Genomic DNA, 19,060 nt, shown 5'->3' with positions numbered 1-19,060 from the left:
AAACCCTTTCACTGCCCCACCTTCACATTCGCATTTGGCGACTCGCCAAACATTTCGGGCGAATACATGGCTTCGATACGCGTGGCCGGCAGGCTGAAATCCCCGGCATTGTTCAGGCGCACCGTGTATTCCACGCTCCACGTGCCTTTTGGTACAAACGCGTAGTAGGCGCGGAAGGCGTCGAAGGCCCGCTCCTCGAACGTGGGCCAGACCCAGCCCGTGGATTTTTCACCGGCCGTCAGCAGCTGCGAATCGCGGCCCAGGCCATTGCCCAGCACGGTGGCGCTGGCGGGAATCGGATCATCGACCACCACCCAGCTCATGTCCGCCTGCGCCGACAACTCCAGACGCACGCGGTAGACATCGCCGCGCGACCAGTGGCCAGTGGTTTTCTGTTCTACTGGCGTAATGGTTTTCTTGATCGTGTAGCCGCTGGACACGGGCGCCTTGAGCGGGATGGCCGCCAGGCTTTGCACGGTGGCCCACGGTTTACCCGTGCCGCTGTGCGCCAGGCCCAAGGTGTCCATGCCTTTCGGCCACGCTTGCAGCACGGGTCCCACTTTCGCCGCGCCATTCCACACGAGCGCTTGCGTATCGCCGCCCAGCTTGACGGCGCTGGCACCCGTCACTTGTGTCGACTCGAACCTGGCCGAGAACTTATTGATGGCCAGCGTGCCCCAGGCGTTGGCCACCGTGGTATCCCAGCGGCCCTTTTTCTGGCGGCCCATGCTGCCGCGCACCAGGCGGCCGATGTCGTCTTTCCACGCCGGGTCGTCCATCACGGCCAGCAACAAGCGGTTGGCGTTGACGTCGCCGGACACCATCAGCCACCACCAGTTATCCTTGCGCTCGGTGGAGAAGCCCATGGTCGTGCCCTGGAAGTTCAAACGGCTGCGCAGGATCTGCTGCGCCTCGGCCAGCAGCGCATCGCGGCGCGCCAGGCTTGGCGTGCGTTGCAGCAACAAGCTCCAGTCGATGACGGCGGACGTGGGCCACAGGTTCGGGCTGATGCTGATGCTTTCCAGCGCATCGGGCGGCACTTTATTGGAGCGCGACAGCGCTTCCAGCGCAGCGAGCTTGCGCACGGCCAGGTCGGTCGTGGCCAGCGCGGAATGGCGCACGATGCGGCCCTGCACGAAGGCCGTCAAGGCTGCTTCCATGCGGTTCTTCGTCTGTTCGGGAATCGCATAGCCCGCTTCCCGGGTGGCCGACAACACATACGCCGTCAGACTGTCGCTGCCCTGCTCCATGATGGGAAAATATTTCAGCAGGCCGTCGCTATCCAGATAGGCGGGCAAGCTGGCGGCCAGCTTGTTCCACGCCTCCTGGTCTTGCAGGGCGATGGCTTTCGACGTGTTTTGCTCGAAACAAGTGTATGGATACGCAGCCATATACTCGCGCACGCCGGGCAGCTCGCCGCCCAGCTTGGCGACAAAGCTGGTCTGGACGCCGCCCCGGCCCGGCAAGGCGCCGGCCGGCATTTGCACGGACATATTGATGGGTTTGTCGATCTGCAGCAAGGTGGCCTGATACGTGCGCACGGGCGTGGCTTGGCCCACTTTTTGCGTGATTTTCAGTTTATCGGAGGTGTTGCCAAGCCCGCTGCCCGCCTTGGCGCTAATGTCCCACACGATGCTTGCCACACCGAGCGGCACCTGGTAATCCCAGCCCACCTCGCGCGCTTCACCCGCCGCCAGACTCAAGCTCTGGCGCGGCAATGCCTTGCCGGCCGCGCTGGCGTTGAGGTCCACGTTCAAGGATGCGGCCGAGGTGTTGCGCACAGTAAAGCCTGCGCGCAGCTGGTCGCCTTCGCGCACGAGGGTCGGCAAGCCCGACATCAAAATCAAGTCTTGCGAGCTGCGGATGTCCGTGCTGCCCGTGCCGAACAATTGCTTGCCGGCGCTGGCAATCGCAACGATGCGAAATCCCGTCAGCGAATCGTTGAGCGGCACTTGCACCGTCGCTTCGCCCTTCGCGTCGAGCTTGACGGTGCCCTTCCAGAACAGCAGGGTGTCAAACAGTTCGCGGCTGGCGCCCTTGCCGCCGCCCCCGCCGGCCGGGAAGGCCTTGCGGCCGAAGTGGCGCTTGCCGATCACCTGCATCTGCGCCGTCGCCGTTTCCACCTGCAGGCTGCGCTGCGCCATCATGGTGTCGAGCAATTTCCAGCTATCGTTGGGCATCAGTTCCAGCAAGCCCGTGTCGACGGCCGCCAGCGCCACTTCCGCGCCCGCCGGCAAGGCTTTGCCGTCGGCGCGGCGCACGCGCACGGATACCTCCGCCTTGTCGCGCGTTTTATACACTTCCTTGTCGGACACCACCATGACGTTCAGCTCATGCGCCTGCCACCCCACGTTCAGCGGTGCGATGCCCATCTTGTAGGCCGGCTTGCCCAGGTCAACCAGGGCCGTCGGCTGCACGCCATCGACACGCCCCCGCACGACAAATACGGAGACATATACATTCGGCGCGTAATTCGCTTTGACAGGGATATTCACCACCGGTTCCCGGCCATTGAGCTGGCGCACATAGGTGTCGAGGATGCCTTCGCGCTCGACCGTGATCAAGGCCGTTCCCGAACGGAACGGCATGCGCACCTGCAAGCTCGCTTCCTGGCCCGGTTCATAGCGTTTCTTTTCCGGCAGCACGTCGATACGGTCGTTGTCGCTGGCGTTGAACCACCAGTCGCCGCTGCCGGCCACCCACGTTTCGCGGTTGGCGACGGCCGCGTTGCCGGACGCATCCTGCGTGCGGGCGCGCAACACCAGATTGCCGCTGGCGGGTGCCTTCACGTCGCAAATCAACAGGCCCTTGTTGTCCGTCTTGCCATTGCAGGCAGGACCGAGCTTGACCACTTCGCTGCTGTTTTCATACGCATAGAAGCCGCCGATCAGGCGCCGGCGGTGCGAGTAACTGTTGCGCTGGAAGAAATCGACGGCAACCGGGGCATCCGCCACGGGCTTGCCATTCGTGCCCAGCACGACCACCGTGAACTTGAAGGCATCCTTGCTCAAGGCCCAGGCGTCGGGCTTGATGCCGATCACGACATTCGATGGCCACAGCGGCACGCGCGTGGCGACGGAAGCCGTCTCGCCATTTGCGTCCTGGAAAGCCATTTCCGCCACCAGGTCGCGCGGCGTGGACAGCTGCGGCAGCTGATCGATGACGATGCGCGCACCGCCCGACTTGTCGAGGGTCAAGCTTTGCGTGCGCGCCGCCGTCGCGCCGGCGCCGGCCGCGCCATGGCCTTCGTCCTGCCACTCGCCCTCATCGTCGTCGTAGCCCGTGCCCTGCTTCACCAGGCCTTCCTTCACGTCGCCATTGCTGAAGCTGAAATCGGGATAGTCGGCAAACGTCACGCTCTTGTCTTGCAGCACCGTGCGCAGCTTGACGGGCGCGTTGGTGGCCGCGCCGCCGGCCAGATACGTGATTTGCGCATCGAGGGCCAGCTGTTTCACCTGCACGGCGGGTGCTTTCGGGCCCTGCAGCATGGCTTTCATGGTCGGCACGCGGAACGCTTCCACGCGGAAACTGCCGGACGGGCGGCCCGCCATGGTGACGCTGTATTCGCCCTGCTTGGCGTCGGCGGGAATGAGCCAGTCGTTTTCCGCCGTGCCGCCGGCCGACCAGCGCAGGGGCAGCTGATAGTTCTGGTCGCTGCCCTGGTGCGTGATGACGACGGAGGTGGTGCTGCCGGGGCCGTTATTTTTGTCGACCAGGCTCATGCCCTCGTCCGTGTGCTTGCGGATGAAATGCTTCATGTGCACGGTTTCGCCCGCGCGCAGCAGGGTGCGGTCAAATACCGTGGCCAGCAAGGTGTTGTCGGCGCGCGTGTCATCCGTGGGTAAATTAAAACGCCAGGCTTCGATGCCGCCCACCCAGTCCGACAGGGTAAACGTCATGTCGCCGCCGCTGCGCGCACTGATAAAGTAGCGGCCATTGTTCTTGCAGCTGGATGCAGCCAGCTCGCCGGGAATGTGCGCCACGCCGTCCGCGCCCGTGGCGCCTTGCCACAGCAGCTTGCCGCCGCAGTCGCGCACGGCCACTTGCGCTTTCGCAACAGGCGCGCCCTTGTCCAGAGACGTCACCCACACCAGCGACGATTGCGCGCCATGCTTGAAGTGGGCCGCCAGATTCGTCACCAGCGCGGCCGTGCGGATGTAGGCGGTGGTCGGCTTGCCCAGCAACACTTTGCCGAGGATGGGGCTGGCCAGCTCGACTACATAGAAGCCCGGTTTTTGCAGTGGAATGCCGATCACTTCGAAGGTTTTCTTGCCGTCCGGACGGGGCAGGCTGATGGGGCGCGTACCGGCGGCGCCGGCCAGCACGGATTTGCTCATGTTGCCCGCATACTGGGCGTACGGTTGCCAGTACTCGCCCCCGTCGCCATTGCCGGCCAGGCGCTGCATCCACTCGATGATGAACTTGTCATCATTGTCGGGCACGCGCAAGGTGGCGCCCGTGGCGGCAGCCGATGGCGCTGTCACTTCCTTGCCCGACAGCACCGGCTCGATATTACGCACGGTCACGGGCAGCAAGCCGTCGCCCTTCGCTTCGATGATGCCGAACGGGGCCGGGAATTTCAGCAGCGGCGGCTGTTCACCCGTGCGCACCGTCATGGGAAAGCGCGCGCGGTTGAGCAAGGCGCGGCCCGCGTCATCCGTCAGCTTCGGCGGCAGGTTCAGCACAAAACTGGCTTGCACGGGGAAGGGGCCGTTGAAGGTGGCGCCATACAGGAATTCCGCCTTTTCTTCGTCTTTTGCAATCGTCGGCGCATACGTCTTGCCGCCGCCCTTCAGGGTCATGGCGCGCACCTGCGCCGCGCTCACGGGCGCGGAAAATTGCACGCGCATGGGCAGGAAGGGGATGCACTGTTCCTTGGGATTGCTGCGTTCGCAGCTGAATTTGGCCGTGAAATCGGGCCGCGTCTTGAACTGCAGGGTTTGCGCCTTGTCCGTGGCAATGCCGCTGGCGCTGGCAATGCCCTCGCCCCACACCAGCGACACCTTGGCGTTGGCGGGGAAGCTGCGTTTGCATTGCAGTACGGTGACGGGCAGCGGCGGCGCGCCCCTGCTGGCGACGGGCATGCCCACTTTCCAGAGCGTACCCCGCTTCTTGAAGTAGACAGTCAGGTAGCGGTCGAGGAAGCTCTTGCGCAGGGTCAAGACCTGCTCCAGTTCCTTGCCTTTGAACAAGCGCACGGGAATTTTTTCATTGATGCCATCGGCGCGGCAATACGCGTTCGCGGCCACGCTGGCCTCGTTCGGCGCGGCATCGAGCCCCAGCACGAAGATCTGGTTTTCATCGATATACGGTTGGCCGTCATATGGTACGGCCTCGACGATGGCAGGACCGCCCGTGGAAAAGCGGTACGACGCCGTCCCCTGCAAAGGCTTGCCGGCCAGGTCCTTCAGCCCCGCTTTCAAGCTAAAACTGCAAGCCACGCCGGCCGGCAAATCGCGCTCGAAATCAAAGTTCCAGTTGCGCTCGTCGGCCCAGCGCCCCGCGCCCGCCACGACGCCAGGCTCGGCCTTGCCGCAATCGATGGCGAACGGTGCGGGCAAGCCCATGTCACCGAACGGCACCATCGGCGTGGCGAACTGGGCCCGCACCTGGCGCACGGCCTTGACCGTGCCGCTGGGTGAAAACAAGGCCACGCCGCTATCGGCCCAGGCCGGCATAGCCAGGCCCAGCGACAGCAGCAGACACAGCAAACCCAGCAAACCCAGCGGGCCCAGTTTGCCAGACAGCGGGGAAGAAACAACACGGGACAGGTCAGGCACGGGTGACTCCTTGATGAAAGTGGCGGAGCTGGCTGCGGCGCGTAAAAGTTGCCCGGTGGAAGCCCGGCAAGGCAACGCGACAGGAATACAACATCAATGTAATATTAGTTGTCAAGCTCATCATTGTTGCTAATATACAGTGGCATGTCAGTAACAAGTCGTACGATTGCCTCCCTTCGCGGCGCCCGGAAGTGGCCGTGATTGCAAAATGTTCACGAGGCAAATTAGTTTTTTTCAACAGCAAAGTATTTGTCGTGAATCTGCAACACCATTGATATACCACAATGCTTTGTGCGCCAACGCACGGACCTTGCGAACCTGCCATCGTATTCTCTAGTCCAACAGCCGTGCATTTATCGCAAGAAAGCGCACCTGGAATTGTCGTCTATCTCTAGCAATAGCATGTCTGGCAGTTGTCGCATTGATGCAGCAGAGAAAATCTCTTATCAACGTTGGGAGTTACTTGTGAATAATCTAAAAAAAATCGCCGTTGCCGCCGCAGTACTGTGCTCCGCCCTCGGCGCACAGGCCCAGGAAATCAATCCCTCCTGGTACATTCAACCCAGCCTCAACGCACTCAAGCCAGATTCCGACTTTGCCACGGATAAAACCGGCTATGGCGCAGGCTTGCGTTTCGGTAAACCTGTTTCCCAGGACTGGGATATCCAGCTGGGCACCACGTATGCCCGCTCGAAGGATGGCCAACAGCGCTATCAGCAAAATACGCTGGGCGTAGACGGTCTGTACATGTTCTCGCGCAAAGCCTTCCGCCCCTTCCTGCTGGTGGGTGCCGGCATGCAGCGCGACAAGGACACCAGCTTCGCCTTCGGTGAACGCTCGAAGAGTTCGCCATACGCCAGCGTAGGTCTGGGCTTCCAGTCCACCATCAACGATCAATTGTCGTTCCAGGCTGACGTACGCAATGTGCACGGCTTCCTGCGTGGCAATACCTTCGACCCAAGCAGCAAGGCCAACAACTACTACGTCACCTTGGGCCTGAACTTCGCGTTCGACAAACCGCCTGCACCGCCGCCACCACCGCCACCGCCGCCGCCAGTGCGCGAAGAAGTCGTCGTGGTCGTACCGCCGCCACCACCGCCACCACCGCCACGCTTTGAAAAAGTGACGATGGCGGCAACGGAACTGTTCGCGTTCGACAGCGCCAAGCTGGGTCCGACACAGACCAAGCTCGACGAGATCGCCCGCGTGCTGAACGCAGCGCCGGACGTCAACAACGTCGTCATCAGTGGTTATGCCGACCGCATCGGTTCGCCCAAGTACAACCTGAAACTGTCACAGCAGCGCGCTGATGCAGTCAAGGAATACCTGGTCGCCCACGGCGTCGCCGCCAACCGCCTGACAGCTGAAGGCAAGGGCTCCACCAATCCTGTCGTCACCTGCGACAACAAGAAGCGTGCCGACCTGATCAAGTGCCTGGAACCAAACCGCCGCGTTGAAGTGGAACAAATCACCATCGAACGCCGCGTGCAGTAAACTCAACAGTGGTACGCCACTTGTGAATAAAAAAAGGGGCTCGCGCCCCTTTTTTGCATTGAAAGCCAGCATGAATTTTTCTACCCGTTATCCAAGACTGGCCGGCCTGGTGCCGTTCAGCAAGCAAATGCGCAGTGTCATCGTCTGTTCCGTCACCGAATGGCTGGAACACCGCGCCTCGAGCAAGGGCGCTGCCCTCGCCTACTACACCCTGTTTTCCATCGCCCCCATCCTCGTGCTGGTGATTGCCATCGCCGGCTTTTTCTATGGTCCGGCGGCCGCGCGCGGCGAGCTGATGGGGCAATTGCAGGGTTTGCTGGGCACGCAAGGCGCCGAAGCCATCCAGCTGGTACTGGCCGGCGCGAAGAACCATGAGCAGGGGCGCATCGCCACCCTCATCGCCAGCGCCCTGCTGCTGTTTGGCGCCACCAGCGTGTTTGCCGAACTGAAAGCGAGTCTCGATGAAATCTGGCAAGTACCACCGCTGAAGGAAGCGGGCGCCTGGGACATGCTGCGCACGCGTTTGCTGTCCTTCGGCCTGGTGCTGGTACTGGCCTTCCTGCTGATGGTCTCGCTGGTGGTCAATGCCGCCATGGCCATTCTCGCCAACTTCTGGGAAGGCGTGTGGAAAGACACGGCCGTGCTGTTTACCATTTTGTCGAACCTGATCGGCTTTGCCGTCATCGCCAGCCTGTTTGCCGTCATCTATAAAATGCTGCCGCGCGTGCGCCTGTCGTGGCGCGACGTGCTGATCGGCGCCATCGGCACGGCTTTCATGTTTTCACTGGGGAAATATGCGATTGGCGTGTATATCGGCAATAGCGGCGTGGCCAGCAGCTATGGCGCGGCCGGTTCGCTGGTGGCCCTGCTGCTGTGGGTGTATTACTCGGCGCAAATCTTCTTCCTGGGCGCAGAATTCACGCGCCAGTTCGCCCTGCAGCTGGGCAGCATGAAGGATATGCCGAAGACGGAAGACGGCGATGTGCAAGTCAAGATATTGAAACGCCACCAGTCCTGAGCAGGCTGACGCATGTCTAAACGGCGCCTGCGGGCGCCGTTTGCATTTTAGGCAACTACTCGCCCAGCAGCTCGGCCACCACTTCCATGCCCTGCACGCGCTCGGCCACGACCTTCACCATGACGATGATGGGCACGCCCAGCAACAAGCCCCATACGCCCCACAGCCAGCCCCAGAACAGCAGGCTGATGAACACGGCTGTGGGATTCATGCGGGCGATGCGTCCCGTCATCCAGGTGGTGACAAAGGTGCCCACCAGGGTGGCGATGGCCATCGACGTGCCCGTCACCAGCAAGACCATTTGCAGCGATTCGAACTGCAAAAAGGCCACCAAGCCCGTGGCGATGGTGATGAGCAGCGGGCCGAAATACGGCATGATGTGCAGCAAGCCGGCCACGATGGCCCAGGCGCCCGCGTTTTCCAGGCCGATCACGCGCAAGGCGATCCACATCATGGCGGCCAGCAAGACATTCGTGACGAGCAGCATGAACATATAGTTCTGGATCGAGGTATTGATGTCTTCCAGGATGTGCACGGTGACCTTCTTGCGGCTCAGCGACGGTCCCGTCAGCTTGACGAGCTTGCGCTTGAAGGTGTCGCCCGACAGCAGCAGGAAAAACACGAGGAAGATGACCATGGTCGCCTGGCTGAGAAAGCCCACCAGGCCCAGCGAACCGGCCCAGACCCAGTCCATGATCTTGAAGTTGGGCGCCTCGGCGGCGGCGGCGCGGCGGTTGTTGCGGCGGGTCTCGGCGCCAGCGGCCACTTGCTCGATTGCATTGGCCACGGCCTGCATCTTCTGGAAGGTGCTGTTCTTGCCACCAGTGTTCTCGGCGATCAGCCGCGACAGTTTCTGTGTGGCGGCCGGCAACTCTTCCACGATGGATTCGAATTCGCCCTGCACGCGGTCGACCACGACGACGGAACCGAACAGTATCAGGGCCGTGACGATGGTGGTGCCGATGGCGCGCGGCAGGCGCAGCTTTTCCAGCCAGGCGACGACAGGATTGAGGGTATAGGCAATGAAAATGCCGAAGATGACGGGAATGAGGAATTTCTGCGCCCACTGCAACGCATAGATGAAGCTGACGGTGGCGATGATGCCCAGGGCCAGGCCGCGCGCATTGACATGCAGCGGCAGGCGCAAGGATGCGTCCAGGTGCTCCCCGGGCGCGCCGGGAGGTGGCCCGACAGGCTCGGTGGAGGCAGCCGCCACCGGCTCGGGCGGGGTATCTGTAGGCTGGATATGCATGCGATTCCCGCGACGGTCGGTGGAGGGCCGCAGGGCCAGCCGTGGGGCTGGGCCTGCGGCAGGTCAGGCCATTACTTGACGCGGATGTCGTTTTTCACCGACTTCACGCCTTTGACGCCACGGGCAATTTCGCCCGCTTTGGCGGCATCAGCTGGCTGGGCAACGAAGCCGCTCAGCTGAACCACGCCCTTGAAGGTTTCAACGTTGATTTCCGTCGATTTCAGGGTAGGCTCATTGAAGATGCTGGCTTTCACTTTGGTGGTGATGGCCGCGTCGTCGATGTACTCGCCCGTGCCTTCTTTGGTTGGGGTCGAAGCGCAACCTGCAACGGCGAACAGGGAAGCGATGAACAGGCCAGTAGCGATAGATTTAGTGAATTTCATGGTTTTTTCCTTAGGAGTGGTCAATCAATGTGCTCACAATGAGCTTCTTATACCAGTGTGGTGACTGCGCGCCCGAGGGAGCTCAGTAGCCAAACTGGGTTTTTGCAGCCTTGATACAGTCATCCTTGGCTGCGCCGGCCAATGCATCGCATTTTTCTGTCGCGACCTTGTACTCGGCTTTTCTCTTTGCTTCACGCGCATCGCTGCGCGCTTCGATGACTTTCTTGTCTGCCTTGGCGTCGGCCAGGGCCGCCACCTTGGTGGACTTGGCCAGCTTGACGCAGACATCCTTGTCGTTGCCCGTCAGCGCATTGCAGCGGGCCAGATCGACGTCGTAGTTGGCATCGGCAATCTTGATGCGCGCCTTGGTGTAGGCACGCAGGGTATTCGTATATTGCGCCTGAGCAACGGCTTCATCGTAGGTGCGCACGGCCTTCGCTTCGGCGATGCAGACATCCTTCGGGTTACCCGTGATTTTTTCGCATTCCGCATGCGCCAGCTTGTAATTCAGGCCAGCCTGTTCATTGGCTGCCTTGTAGGCTGCTTTCGCTTCCGGCGTGGCGGCCACTGCCTGGCCGCCCCAGGCGGCGCATGCCAGGCTGACGACGATGGCGGTGAAGAGCTTATTCTTGTTCATGTTGTATTTCTCCCTGGTGGTGACAAGCATGTCTGCTTGGCATGACTACCGTTTTACGTGGATAGTCGCCGCTCTTCTGTACGCTGCCGTACACAAGTAATTTATTTTGCAAGCAGGAGGCAGACAGGGAGAAATAACAACGTTTTGCTGGATCGCTCCAGCCCACAATGCCAGATTCGACAGCAAATAAGTGCGTGCGGCAGCGTACAGACCAAGGACAGGGGCGTGACTAAGATGGCACTACACCCTCACCTCGTCAGGAGAATAAAATGAAAACCAACGCCACTTTGGCTGCACTGATGCTCGCCGCCACCGCCGTACTCAGCGGTTGCGCCACCGGCCCTACCCAGTCACAACAATATTACCCGGCCAACCAGCCTGAGTCCGCCATGTACGGCACCGTCGACTCCATCCAGATCGTGCAAGGCGGCGGACAGACCAGCGGCGCCGGCGCCGTGGTCGGCGGCATCGCCGGCGCCCTGCTGGGCAATACCATCGGCTCGGGCGGCGGACGCACGGCCGCCACCGTGGCGGGCGCCGTCGCTGGCGGCGTGGTCGGCAATCAGGTGGAAGGCCGCAGGCAGCAAGCGCAGGCCTACCAGATCAGCGTGCGCCTCGACAACGGCGAATACCGCACCGTGGTGCAGGACAACGCGAATGATTTGCGCCCGGGCAACCGCGTGCGCGTCGTTGACGGCCGCGTCTACCGGTATTAATTTTCGGCGGAGCTTGCCAGCAAGCGTCCGCCATCCCGCATAAGTCGTACGATAACAAGGAGTTGCCATGGGCACCATCATTCTGATCATCTTGATCCTCGCCCTGGTCGGCGTCCTGCCTACCTGGCCGCATAGCCGCAACTGGGGTTACGGCCCCAGCGGCATCGCCGGCCTGGTCGTCGTGATACTGATCCTGCTATTACTGACGGGCAGGTTGTAAAAAAAGGCGCCGCGGCGCCTTTTTTAATTTAAGGAGGAAATATCATGACTATCCACAACACACTCTTGGCTACCCTGTTCGCCTGCAGCCTGGCACCACTGGCCTTGGCCCAGACGGCCACGCCGCAGCCGGGCGACCCGCAACGCTGGTACCAGGAAGACAGCACGGCGCAAGCCCAGCTGCGCACCCTGCGCAAGGAAATCGCCGCAGCCCTGGCCGAGGCCAAAAAAGCTTGCCGTTCGGAACCATCCGCCACGCACGCCACTTGCCTGAAGGATGCGCAAGATACCTACCGCCAAGACATGGCGAACGCGGAAAAACTGCGTGTAGCGGCGCATCCGCAGCCATAAACCGTTCTCTGCGACGCCGCCTGATCAGGCGGCGTCGCGCTCGTAGGGTGGCAGTTCGTGCACCACCAGCGGCGTGTCTTCCGTGACAAAAGCCAGCCAGCCGGCCGCCTTGATGGCGCGCAGGGCATCCTGGTAGCCCTGCTCCCAGCGCCACTCGATGGAGCCCCTGGAGAAATTGATGTCCTTGGCCGCCATGTGCCAGTCGCGCCCCGCGTACGGCAGGCGCACGATGTGCATGGTGCTGTCGCAGCCCAGCGCTACCAACTCTTCCGTCTGCTGGCGGTTGTGCGCGCTGTCGGGCAACTTGGCGTACAGTTCGCGCAATTTGTGCTGCAAGGTATGCGTATTGACGTAATCTTCGATATGCCGCTTCGAGCGCGAGGCGAAGGTGACATCCTTTTGCCGCGTCTGCACTTCATCCAGGGTGGTCGGTTCCGGGCCTTCCGAACTCCATAAATCCACCATGAAGACCAAGGTATCGACGTGGGGCGTGTCGTCGAGCACGGTTTCCAGCGGCGTGTTTGAGTACAGGCCGCCATCCCAATATAAATCGCCATCGACGCGCACACCGGCAAAGCCGGGCGGCAAGGCGCCACTGGCGCGGATATGCTCGGCCGTCAGCGGCTGCTGCTGGCTGTCGAAACTGGTGAGGCTGCCGCATTTGACGCGCAGGGCGTTGACCGTCAGGCGCATGCCGCCCGGCTGGTTCAGGTAATCGAAATCGACCAGTTCATCGAGGGTGCTGGCCAACTCGCTCGTGTCGTAGTAACTGGCCTCTTCCGGCTTGACGGCGATTCCTGCCGGGAACAAGCTGAAGGCACGCGGCTTGAAGAAGCCGGGCACGCCGCGCAGCACCGTATCGAGCGTGGCCAGCCAGATGTTCGAGCGGCGCTGCTGGTCCGATACCAGGTTCATGTCGATGCTGTCGCGGTGCGCCACGCGCTGCCAGAACTGTTTCAGGCGCACCAGCCTGTCCTCGTGCTTGTTGCCGGCCAAAATGGCCGCATTGATGGCACCGATCGAGGTACCCACCACCCAGTCGGGCGCCAGGCCATGTTCGTGCAGCGCATGGTAGACGCCGGCCTGGTAGGCGCCCAGTGCGCCGCCGCCCTGCAGTACCAGCACGATGCGCAGGCGCGAGGGATTTAACTGATTGATCGGTGTCTTCGAATTCGTCATCAAGATGGCCCCTCTGTCCGCCGCGCGGAATGCGGCGGGTATCATTGTAAGGGATTGCGTCAGTGCGCGTCGGACCTTGGGTGCAGGCAAAAAAACGCCGTCAATGACGGCGTTCCTGTGCAACATGGCTGGCGTTCAGCGCTTGCGGCGCAGCCAGCTGGCGGCAACGGCGGCAACGGCCACGAGGACCAGGGCCGGCTTGACCAGCTTCTTGCGTCCGATAAACGATAGCGCCGTCAGCACGTAGGGCATGGCGCCTTGCAAACGCATGCCACCCGGCGCCAGCAGGGACTCGACGCGGTGGCCGGCAAAGCCGACCGCCGTCTCGACCACGCCCTGCAACAGCGATTCGGGACGCAATGCATAACCCACGTTGGCGCGCGCATGCACGATGCCGACGCGATACATTTCGCCCTGGGCGATCAGCAGGCGCTTGCGGGCGGCTTGCGCCGCCAGTTTGTCGTTTTCCGACATGAATTCTCCTAGTAAGGCAGCTTACATCAGCATGTCGCGGTCGGCCTTCAATTCCGCCATGGTGGCGGGCATGGACAACTTTCCTTGACGCAGCATGGCGCGCGCATACATGACCAGGGCGATCGCCAGCAGTACGAACACGACCGTCATGATCGCCAGGATCTTCCAGCCCAGGCTATCCCAGGCCAGGAAAACGATCAGCACGCTGCCGTAAGCGATGGCAAACAAGCCCGCCACCGTCGCCAGCGCGAAAATGACCACCAGCTGCAGCATGTGATTGCGCACTTCCGACAGTTCGATGGTGGCCAGTTCCAGCCGCGACAACATCAGTCCGACGGCGTTCTTGGCCAGGCCGGCGACCGAGCCGATCAATCCCGGCCCCTGGTGAGACGAAGCAGACTTGTCCATATCGCTCCTGACAGTGGATTACTTGCGGCCCAGGATGAAGCCGACCAGCACGCCGACGCCAGCGGCAACGGCCACCGTGCGCCATGGGTTTTCCTTGACATAGCCGTCCGCCTGGGAGGCGAGCTGCTTGGTGGCAACGATGGCCGATGCTTGCGCTTCGTGCGCCTTGGCCAGGGCGGCGTCCAGGGTTTTCATGCCCTTGACGCGCACTTCATCGGCTTTTTCGCCGGTCAGGGCGGCAGCGGCGCTGAACAGGGCTTGCGCATCCTTGACCAGGGTTTTGACATCGTTATTGACGGTGGTGATATTGTTTTCCAACATGGTTTAGCTCCTTAGCTGTGGATGAATGTAGTTACTATACCTACTTTACTCAAAAACACTATTCCATTAGATCGCGCATATCATCGGCGTGCTCTTCTTCGACAGCCATGATTTTGATCAACAAATGGCGTGTGGTCGGATCTTTGTCGCCAATTTTCACGATCATCTGGCGATACGACTCGATCGCCACCCGTTCCGCGATCAGATTGGCACGCACCATGCTTTGCACGTCTTCGGAGTCATCATACTCGGCATGGCTACGTGCAAGCAATGTTGCAGGATTAAAATCTGGCTTGCCGTTCAATTGCACGATGCGTTCGGCCAGCCAGTCGGCGTGTTCCTGCTCCTGCTGCGCGTGTTCCAGGAACTCGGCCTTGATGCTGCCGTTGTCGCGCCCGCTTACGGTGTAGTAATGGCGCTTGTAGCGCGCAATACACACCAGTTCGGTGGCCAGCGCCCCATTCAGCAGGGCGATCAACTCCTGGCGGTCGCCCTGGTAGCCGGCCGTCACGGCGCCGTCGCCCAGGTTTTTGGCGGCCGCGCGGATGGCGGCCGTATCGATGCCAGCTGGAATCTCAACAGATGTTTGGGTCATGATGTTTCCTTTCAAGTCTTGCATGGGTATCCACCGGCCAACCTTCGGCCGGTGCTGCCTTTCTACTGCCGCACTGGGCGGCGTTGTTCCCAATACTATCGGCGGGCGGGAATGGCCGTGTTATCTTCCGACAGCACAATTTCCACCCGGCGATTCAGCTGGCGGTTCGCCGCGCTGTCATTGCCGGCGGCCGGATAGGCGGCGCCGTAGCCTTTCGTGGCGATGCGGTCGCGGCCGATGCCTTGTTCCAGCAATGCATTGCGCACGGATTCGGCGCGGCGTTGCGACAATTCCAGGTTATGCGCGGAACCGCCCGTGCTATCCGTAAAGCCTTCGATCAGCACGGTGCGCTGCGGGTTGTTTTTCAGTACGTCGGCCAGCTTGCGCGCCGTATTCGTGCCATCGGCCGTCAGGTTTGCCTTGTCCGTGCCAAACAGCACGTCACCCAGGGTGATGACCATGCCGCGTTCGGTTTTCTTGGCGGCCAGGTCGGCCAGCTGCGCTTCGAGTCCGGCGGCGCGGGCTTGCGCATCGCGGGCCGATGCTTCAGCCGCTTGCGCCTGGGCCTTGGCCGCTTCCGCATCCGCTTGCGCCGACTGGGCGCGGGCCGTGGCCTGGTCAGCCTGCTGCGTGCGCGCATCGAGACGCAACTGGTCGCGCTGCTTGCCGGCGTTGGCGACATCGGCTTCCGCGGCCTTCTGCTTGGCGACTTCTTGCGCCGTGGCTATCTTTTGCTTGGCCAGGTAGGCCAGCTTGTCGACCTTTTCGCTGTCATCCTGGCGCGTGGCGGCCGCGTTCGCCGCTTCCAGCGCAGCGCTCGCTTCGCGGAATTCGCGTGGCGCATAGGTCGACACCAGCGGGTTCGATTGCGCCGCCATGTAGTCGCCGCGCGTCTGGTCGAGCAGGCTGGTGGTGGTCGGTGCAGAGCTGCAGGCGGCAACTAAAGCGGCCATGGCCAGCAGGCCGGGAATCGTGGTGTAGGTAGATTTTTTCATGATGGAATCCTGTTATTAGTTATTGTTGTTGCTTATTGTTTTGGCGCTTGCTGATTGGCACGGTCGAGTTCTTCGCGCATGACGCGGATGTTCTCGTTGATCTCATCGGCGGCGCTGGTGGCCTTGGCCGAGTTGGCCTTGCTTTGCGCCAGCTTGGCATCGGCTTGCGCCTGGTCGGCCAGGTCGCGCGCCAGTTTGTAGTCGCGGTCTTTCAAGGCCTGGTTAGCCATGCGCATTTTCTCGCGGGCAGAACGCATTTCATCGGGGGCCAATTCGGCGGCGCCGGCGCTGGCGGCGTTATCGACGGCGGCGCGCGACACGGCGACGTCGGCCGTCGCAGGCGTTTTCAGGCTGGAGCAACCCGTCATCAGGACAACGGCGGTGAGGCAGGCGGCCAGAGCGGTCATGGGGGTTTTGATGAAATCTCGGTTTGTCATTTTTTTTCTCCTGGAGAATGTTAATCGGTAGGTATCAACGTCGGTACATCTGGAATCAGGAACTGCGTTTGATGTATGACGTTATAGGCTCCGGCTCCCCGCATATCCGTTCGGTGCCGCACATAGAGTAAGAAATCGACAATACTTGCATGGGTAACGTGCGCCAGCGCACCTGCACGCCTGCAAAACCTGAAACGGGACCGGTTTTGTAGCGATTCCTGTAGCATCGTGCTTCTGTCCAGAAAGAAACACTTCTTACCTCACACCCTATGCCACGTTTTCTCTCTCTCTCGCGCCGCCGGAAAATCGCCCTCGCCAGCGCCGCCGCACTCATCGCCTTACCCGCCGTCGCCGCCGTCGCCTTGCTCAATATGGACTGGAACCGCGCCAAGCCCTGGCTCAATGCGCGCGCCAGCGAAGCGCTGGGACGGCCCTTTGCCATTGCGGGCGACCTGTCGCTGACGTGGCAGCAGCCAAGCACTGCGGGGCAACAAAGCTGGCGCGCCTACCTGCCGTGGCCGCACCTGCAGGCCAAGGACGTGCGCCTGGGCAACCCAAGCGCCATGGCAGGAACGGATGAGCCGGCGCAGCTGGCCAGCGTGAGCCAGCTGGCGTTTTCCCTCAATCCCCTGGCCCTGCTGGAGAAGAAAATCGTCATCCCGCAATTGCGCTTCGACGCGCCGCAGGTGCGCTTGCTGCGCGGCAAGGATGGCAAGAACAACTGGACCTTCGACAAACAGGAGCAGCCGTCGCCGTGGCAGCTGGAACTGCAAAGCGTGGTCTTCAGCAAGGGCAGCGTGACCCTGGACGATGCTGTCACAAACACGGCGATGCGCGCCGACGTCGACACCATCGCGGACGATGCGCGCTACGGCATCGCCTGGAAGCTGTCGGGCAAATACCGCGGCGAAAGCATCCAGGGCGGCGGCAAGGCGGGCGGCGTGCTGTCGCTGCAGCAGCAAGGCACGCCCTTCCCCATCCAGGCAGACATGCGCGCGAGCGGCAGCAGCGTGGCCATCGAAGGCACCCTGACGCGTCCGGCGGACCTGGCCGCGCTCGACGTGCGCCTGAAAATATCCGGGCCCAGCATGGCGCGCCTGTATCCATTGACGGGCGTGCTGCTGCCGGAAACGCCGCATTTCAGTACGGAAGGCCATTTGACGGGCACCCTGGCGCCGCGCGGCGGCGAATGGGTCTACGACCAGTTCAGCGGCAAGGTGGGTTCCAGCGACATCGAAGGCAAGCTGGCGTTTTCCGCCAGCACGCCGCGCAAGCGCCTGACGGGCGAGGTGCACTCGCGCCTGCTGCAGTTTTCCGACCTGGGCCCGCTGGTGGGCGCCGATTCCAGCGCCAGCAAGAAGGAACGGGGCGTGCCGTCGACGCAGCCGGCCGGCCGCGTGCTGCCGGTGGAAACCTTCAAGACGGAGCGCTGGACCAGCCTGGACGCCGACGTGCGCTACACGGCCGATAAAATCACGCGCGACGCCGAGTTGCCAATCAGCAAGCTCGACACGCATGTGGTGCTGACGGATGGCGTGCTGTCCCTGACGCCGCTCAACTTCAATGTGGCGGGCGGCACCCTGACGTCGCAGATCAGGCTCGACGGCAGCGGCAAGGTCATCGCCAACGGCATCGCGGCCGAACTCAAGGCCAGCGCCCGCCATCTGCACATCCAGCAACTGTTTCCCCGCCTGCCGGCCCTGCAAGCGAGCGTGGGCGAAATCAATGGCGACGCGTCGCTGTCGGCCACGGGCAATTCCGTCGCCGGCCTGCTGGGCAGTTCAAACGGCGAAGTGCGCGCACTGATCAACCGGGGCAGCATCAGCAAGCTGTTGCTGGAAGAAATGGGCTTGAATATCGGCAGCATCGTGCTGACCAAGCTGGTGGGCGACAAGCAGGTCAAGCTGAACTGCATGGCCGCCGATTTCGTCGTCACCAAGGGCTTGATGCGCACGCGCCAGTTCCTCGTCGACACGGACGATGCCGTGCTGCATGTCGACGGCACGGTGAACCTGGCCAATGAGCAGCTGGACCTGACATTGCAGCCGGACAGCAAGGGCTTGCGCATCTTTTCGCTGCGCTCGCCCCTGTATGTGCAGGGCACTTTCAGCAAGCCCGACGTGAGCGTCGACAAGGGCGTGCTGGCCCTGCGCGCCGGCGGTGCCCTGGCGCTGGCCGTGGTGGCGCCCGTGGCCGCCCTGCTGCCGCTGGTCAATACCGGTCCTGGCGAGGACAGCGAATGCGCAGCCCTGCTGGCCCAGGCGCGCGTGAAACCGGTGGCGCCGAAACCGGGCAAGACACCGCGCAAACACCGCTGAACAAGATGGCAAGATAGGGCTGCCGTGCATGATTACAATTGTTACACCCCTATGTGCGTTGCCGAACAGACCCTGCCTTGCCACAATCCTATTCTGTGATCGTGCCTGAAACACGTGGCGACACGAAGTCCCACCGGCCCATACCATGCCGGCGCCACGAGGTCCGAATTCATAGGAGAACTATCATGCAAATCATTAAAAAAATCGCCGCTACCACTTCCGTTGCCGCTCTGCTGCTGAGCTTGACCGCTTGCGCCAATATGTCGGGCCAGGATAAAAACACCGCCATCGGCGCCGGTGTCGGCGCCGTTGCCGGCTCCGTGCTGACGGGCGGCAGCGCCGTCGGCGCAATCGGCGGCGCCGCCGTCGGTGGCGTGATCGGTAACCAGGTCAAGCCGAAGTAATTGGTACACAAGAAAGCGGGGTGGGCGCCCAGGCGCCCGCCCCGCTTTTTTGCGTCCGCGGCACGAGGATGAGGATGAG

General features: G+C 62.1%; 18 protein-coding genes. 7 read left to right on the top strand and 11 right to left on the bottom strand.

Annotated elements, in window-relative coordinates; all coding sequences use genetic code 11:
• Window positions 1-8: 8 nt before the first annotated feature.
• Window positions 9-5,780: an alpha-2-macroglobulin family protein gene (locus ACP7EG_RS19200; protein ID WP_426088895.1), complete on the bottom strand. Its 5,772-nt coding sequence runs from the start codon at window positions 5,778-5,780 to the stop codon at window positions 9-11.
• Window positions 5,781-6,245: 465 nt separating this feature from the next.
• Here ACP7EG_RS19200 and ACP7EG_RS19195 point away from each other — a divergent pair, with 465 nt between their 5' ends.
• Together ACP7EG_RS19195 and ACP7EG_RS19190 are read left to right on the top strand one after the other, a co-directional pair.
• Entirely contained in the window at window positions 6,246-7,274 is a 1,029-nt protein-coding gene (locus tag ACP7EG_RS19195; RefSeq protein WP_426088894.1) for an OmpA family protein, read from the top strand.
• A gap of 70 nt (window positions 7,275-7,344) precedes the next feature.
• Window positions 7,345-8,292 carry a YihY/virulence factor BrkB family protein gene (locus tag ACP7EG_RS19190; RefSeq protein WP_426088893.1) on the top strand — a complete coding sequence of 316 codons (948 nt, stop codon included), beginning with the start codon at window positions 7,345-7,347 and terminating at the stop codon, window positions 8,290-8,292.
• A gap of 55 nt (window positions 8,293-8,347) precedes the next feature.
• Here ACP7EG_RS19190 and ACP7EG_RS19185 read toward each other — a convergent pair whose 3' ends face one another.
• From ACP7EG_RS19185 to ACP7EG_RS19175, 3 genes are all read right to left on the bottom strand, one after another.
• Window positions 8,348-9,544, bottom strand: coding sequence for an AI-2E family transporter (locus tag ACP7EG_RS19185; protein ID WP_426088892.1), 1,197 nt, complete (start codon window positions 9,542-9,544; stop codon window positions 8,348-8,350).
• A 71-nt stretch (window positions 9,545-9,615) separates the two neighbouring features.
• Window positions 9,616-9,927 (bottom strand): BON domain-containing protein, encoded by a 312-nt coding sequence (locus tag ACP7EG_RS19180; protein WP_071078641.1) that lies wholly within the window; start codon window positions 9,925-9,927, stop codon window positions 9,616-9,618.
• Window positions 9,928-10,009: 82 nt separating this feature from the next.
• Complete coding sequence (locus tag ACP7EG_RS19175) at window positions 10,010-10,564, bottom strand: hypothetical protein (RefSeq protein WP_046682431.1); 555 nt, start codon at window positions 10,562-10,564, stop codon at window positions 10,010-10,012.
• Between the two features lie 269 nt (window positions 10,565-10,833).
• Here ACP7EG_RS19175 and ACP7EG_RS19170 point away from each other — a divergent pair, with 269 nt between their 5' ends.
• The 3 genes from ACP7EG_RS19170 to ACP7EG_RS19160 all read left to right on the top strand — a co-directional run bounded on the left by ACP7EG_RS19170 (window position 10,834) and on the right by ACP7EG_RS19160 (window position 11,850).
• Complete coding sequence (locus tag ACP7EG_RS19170) at window positions 10,834-11,280, top strand: glycine zipper 2TM domain-containing protein (protein WP_099760047.1); 447 nt, start codon at window positions 10,834-10,836, stop codon at window positions 11,278-11,280.
• 67 nt (window positions 11,281-11,347) lie between these two features.
• Window positions 11,348-11,500, top strand: coding sequence for a DUF3309 family protein (locus tag ACP7EG_RS19165; protein ID WP_010396415.1), 153 nt, complete (start codon window positions 11,348-11,350; stop codon window positions 11,498-11,500).
• 44 nt (window positions 11,501-11,544) lie between these two features.
• Entirely contained in the window at window positions 11,545-11,850 is a 306-nt protein-coding gene (locus ACP7EG_RS19160; protein WP_426088891.1) for a hypothetical protein, read from the top strand.
• Between the two features lie 24 nt (window positions 11,851-11,874).
• Here the strand turns inward: ACP7EG_RS19160 and ACP7EG_RS19155 are convergent, their stop codons facing one another.
• From ACP7EG_RS19155 to ACP7EG_RS19125, 7 genes are all read right to left on the bottom strand, one after another.
• Entirely contained in the window at window positions 11,875-13,029 is a 1,155-nt protein-coding gene (locus ACP7EG_RS19155; protein ID WP_426089116.1) for a patatin-like phospholipase family protein, read from the bottom strand.
• A 135-nt stretch (window positions 13,030-13,164) separates the two neighbouring features.
• Entirely contained in the window at window positions 13,165-13,503 is a 339-nt protein-coding gene (locus ACP7EG_RS19150) for a hypothetical protein (protein WP_071078646.1), read from the bottom strand.
• Window positions 13,504-13,524: 21 nt separating this feature from the next.
• Window positions 13,525-13,911 (bottom strand): phage holin family protein, encoded by a 387-nt coding sequence (locus ACP7EG_RS19145; protein ID WP_070224915.1) that lies wholly within the window; start codon window positions 13,909-13,911, stop codon window positions 13,525-13,527.
• An 18-nt stretch (window positions 13,912-13,929) separates the two neighbouring features.
• The gene (locus ACP7EG_RS19140) at window positions 13,930-14,232 is read right to left on the bottom strand and encodes a DUF883 family protein (protein ID WP_034786336.1); all 303 of its coding nucleotides are present in this window, start codon (window positions 14,230-14,232) and stop codon (window positions 13,930-13,932) included.
• Window positions 14,233-14,290: 58 nt separating this feature from the next.
• Window positions 14,291-14,827, bottom strand: a complete 537-nt coding sequence (locus ACP7EG_RS19135) for a ferritin-like domain-containing protein (protein WP_096238373.1) — start codon at window positions 14,825-14,827, stop codon at window positions 14,291-14,293.
• Between the two features lie 95 nt (window positions 14,828-14,922).
• Window positions 14,923-15,822, bottom strand: a complete 900-nt coding sequence (locus ACP7EG_RS19130; protein ID WP_426088890.1) for an OmpA family protein — start codon at window positions 15,820-15,822, stop codon at window positions 14,923-14,925.
• A 32-nt stretch (window positions 15,823-15,854) separates the two neighbouring features.
• The gene (locus ACP7EG_RS19125; RefSeq protein ID WP_071078649.1) at window positions 15,855-16,259 is read right to left on the bottom strand and encodes a DUF4398 domain-containing protein; all 405 of its coding nucleotides are present in this window, start codon (window positions 16,257-16,259) and stop codon (window positions 15,855-15,857) included.
• A gap of 269 nt (window positions 16,260-16,528) precedes the next feature.
• Between ACP7EG_RS19125 and ACP7EG_RS19120 the strand changes: the two genes are divergently transcribed.
• Both ACP7EG_RS19120 and ACP7EG_RS19115 read left to right on the top strand, forming a co-directional pair.
• Window positions 16,529-18,577 carry an AsmA family protein gene (locus ACP7EG_RS19120; protein WP_426088889.1) on the top strand — a complete coding sequence of 683 codons (2,049 nt, stop codon included), beginning with the start codon at window positions 16,529-16,531 and terminating at the stop codon, window positions 18,575-18,577.
• A 185-nt stretch (window positions 18,578-18,762) separates the two neighbouring features.
• A complete protein-coding gene (locus ACP7EG_RS19115) occupies window positions 18,763-18,981 on the top strand; it encodes a glycine zipper 2TM domain-containing protein (protein WP_096234572.1) in 219 nt (72 codons plus the stop codon).
• Window positions 18,982-19,060 lie beyond the last annotated feature (79 nt).

The sequence above is a fragment of the Janthinobacterium sp. PSPC1-1 genome (assembly GCF_049897625.1).
GTDB classification, from domain to species: domain Bacteria; phylum Pseudomonadota; class Gammaproteobacteria; order Burkholderiales; family Burkholderiaceae_D; genus Janthinobacterium; species Janthinobacterium tructae.
This window is presented reverse-complemented; position numbering and strand designations above follow the sequence as displayed.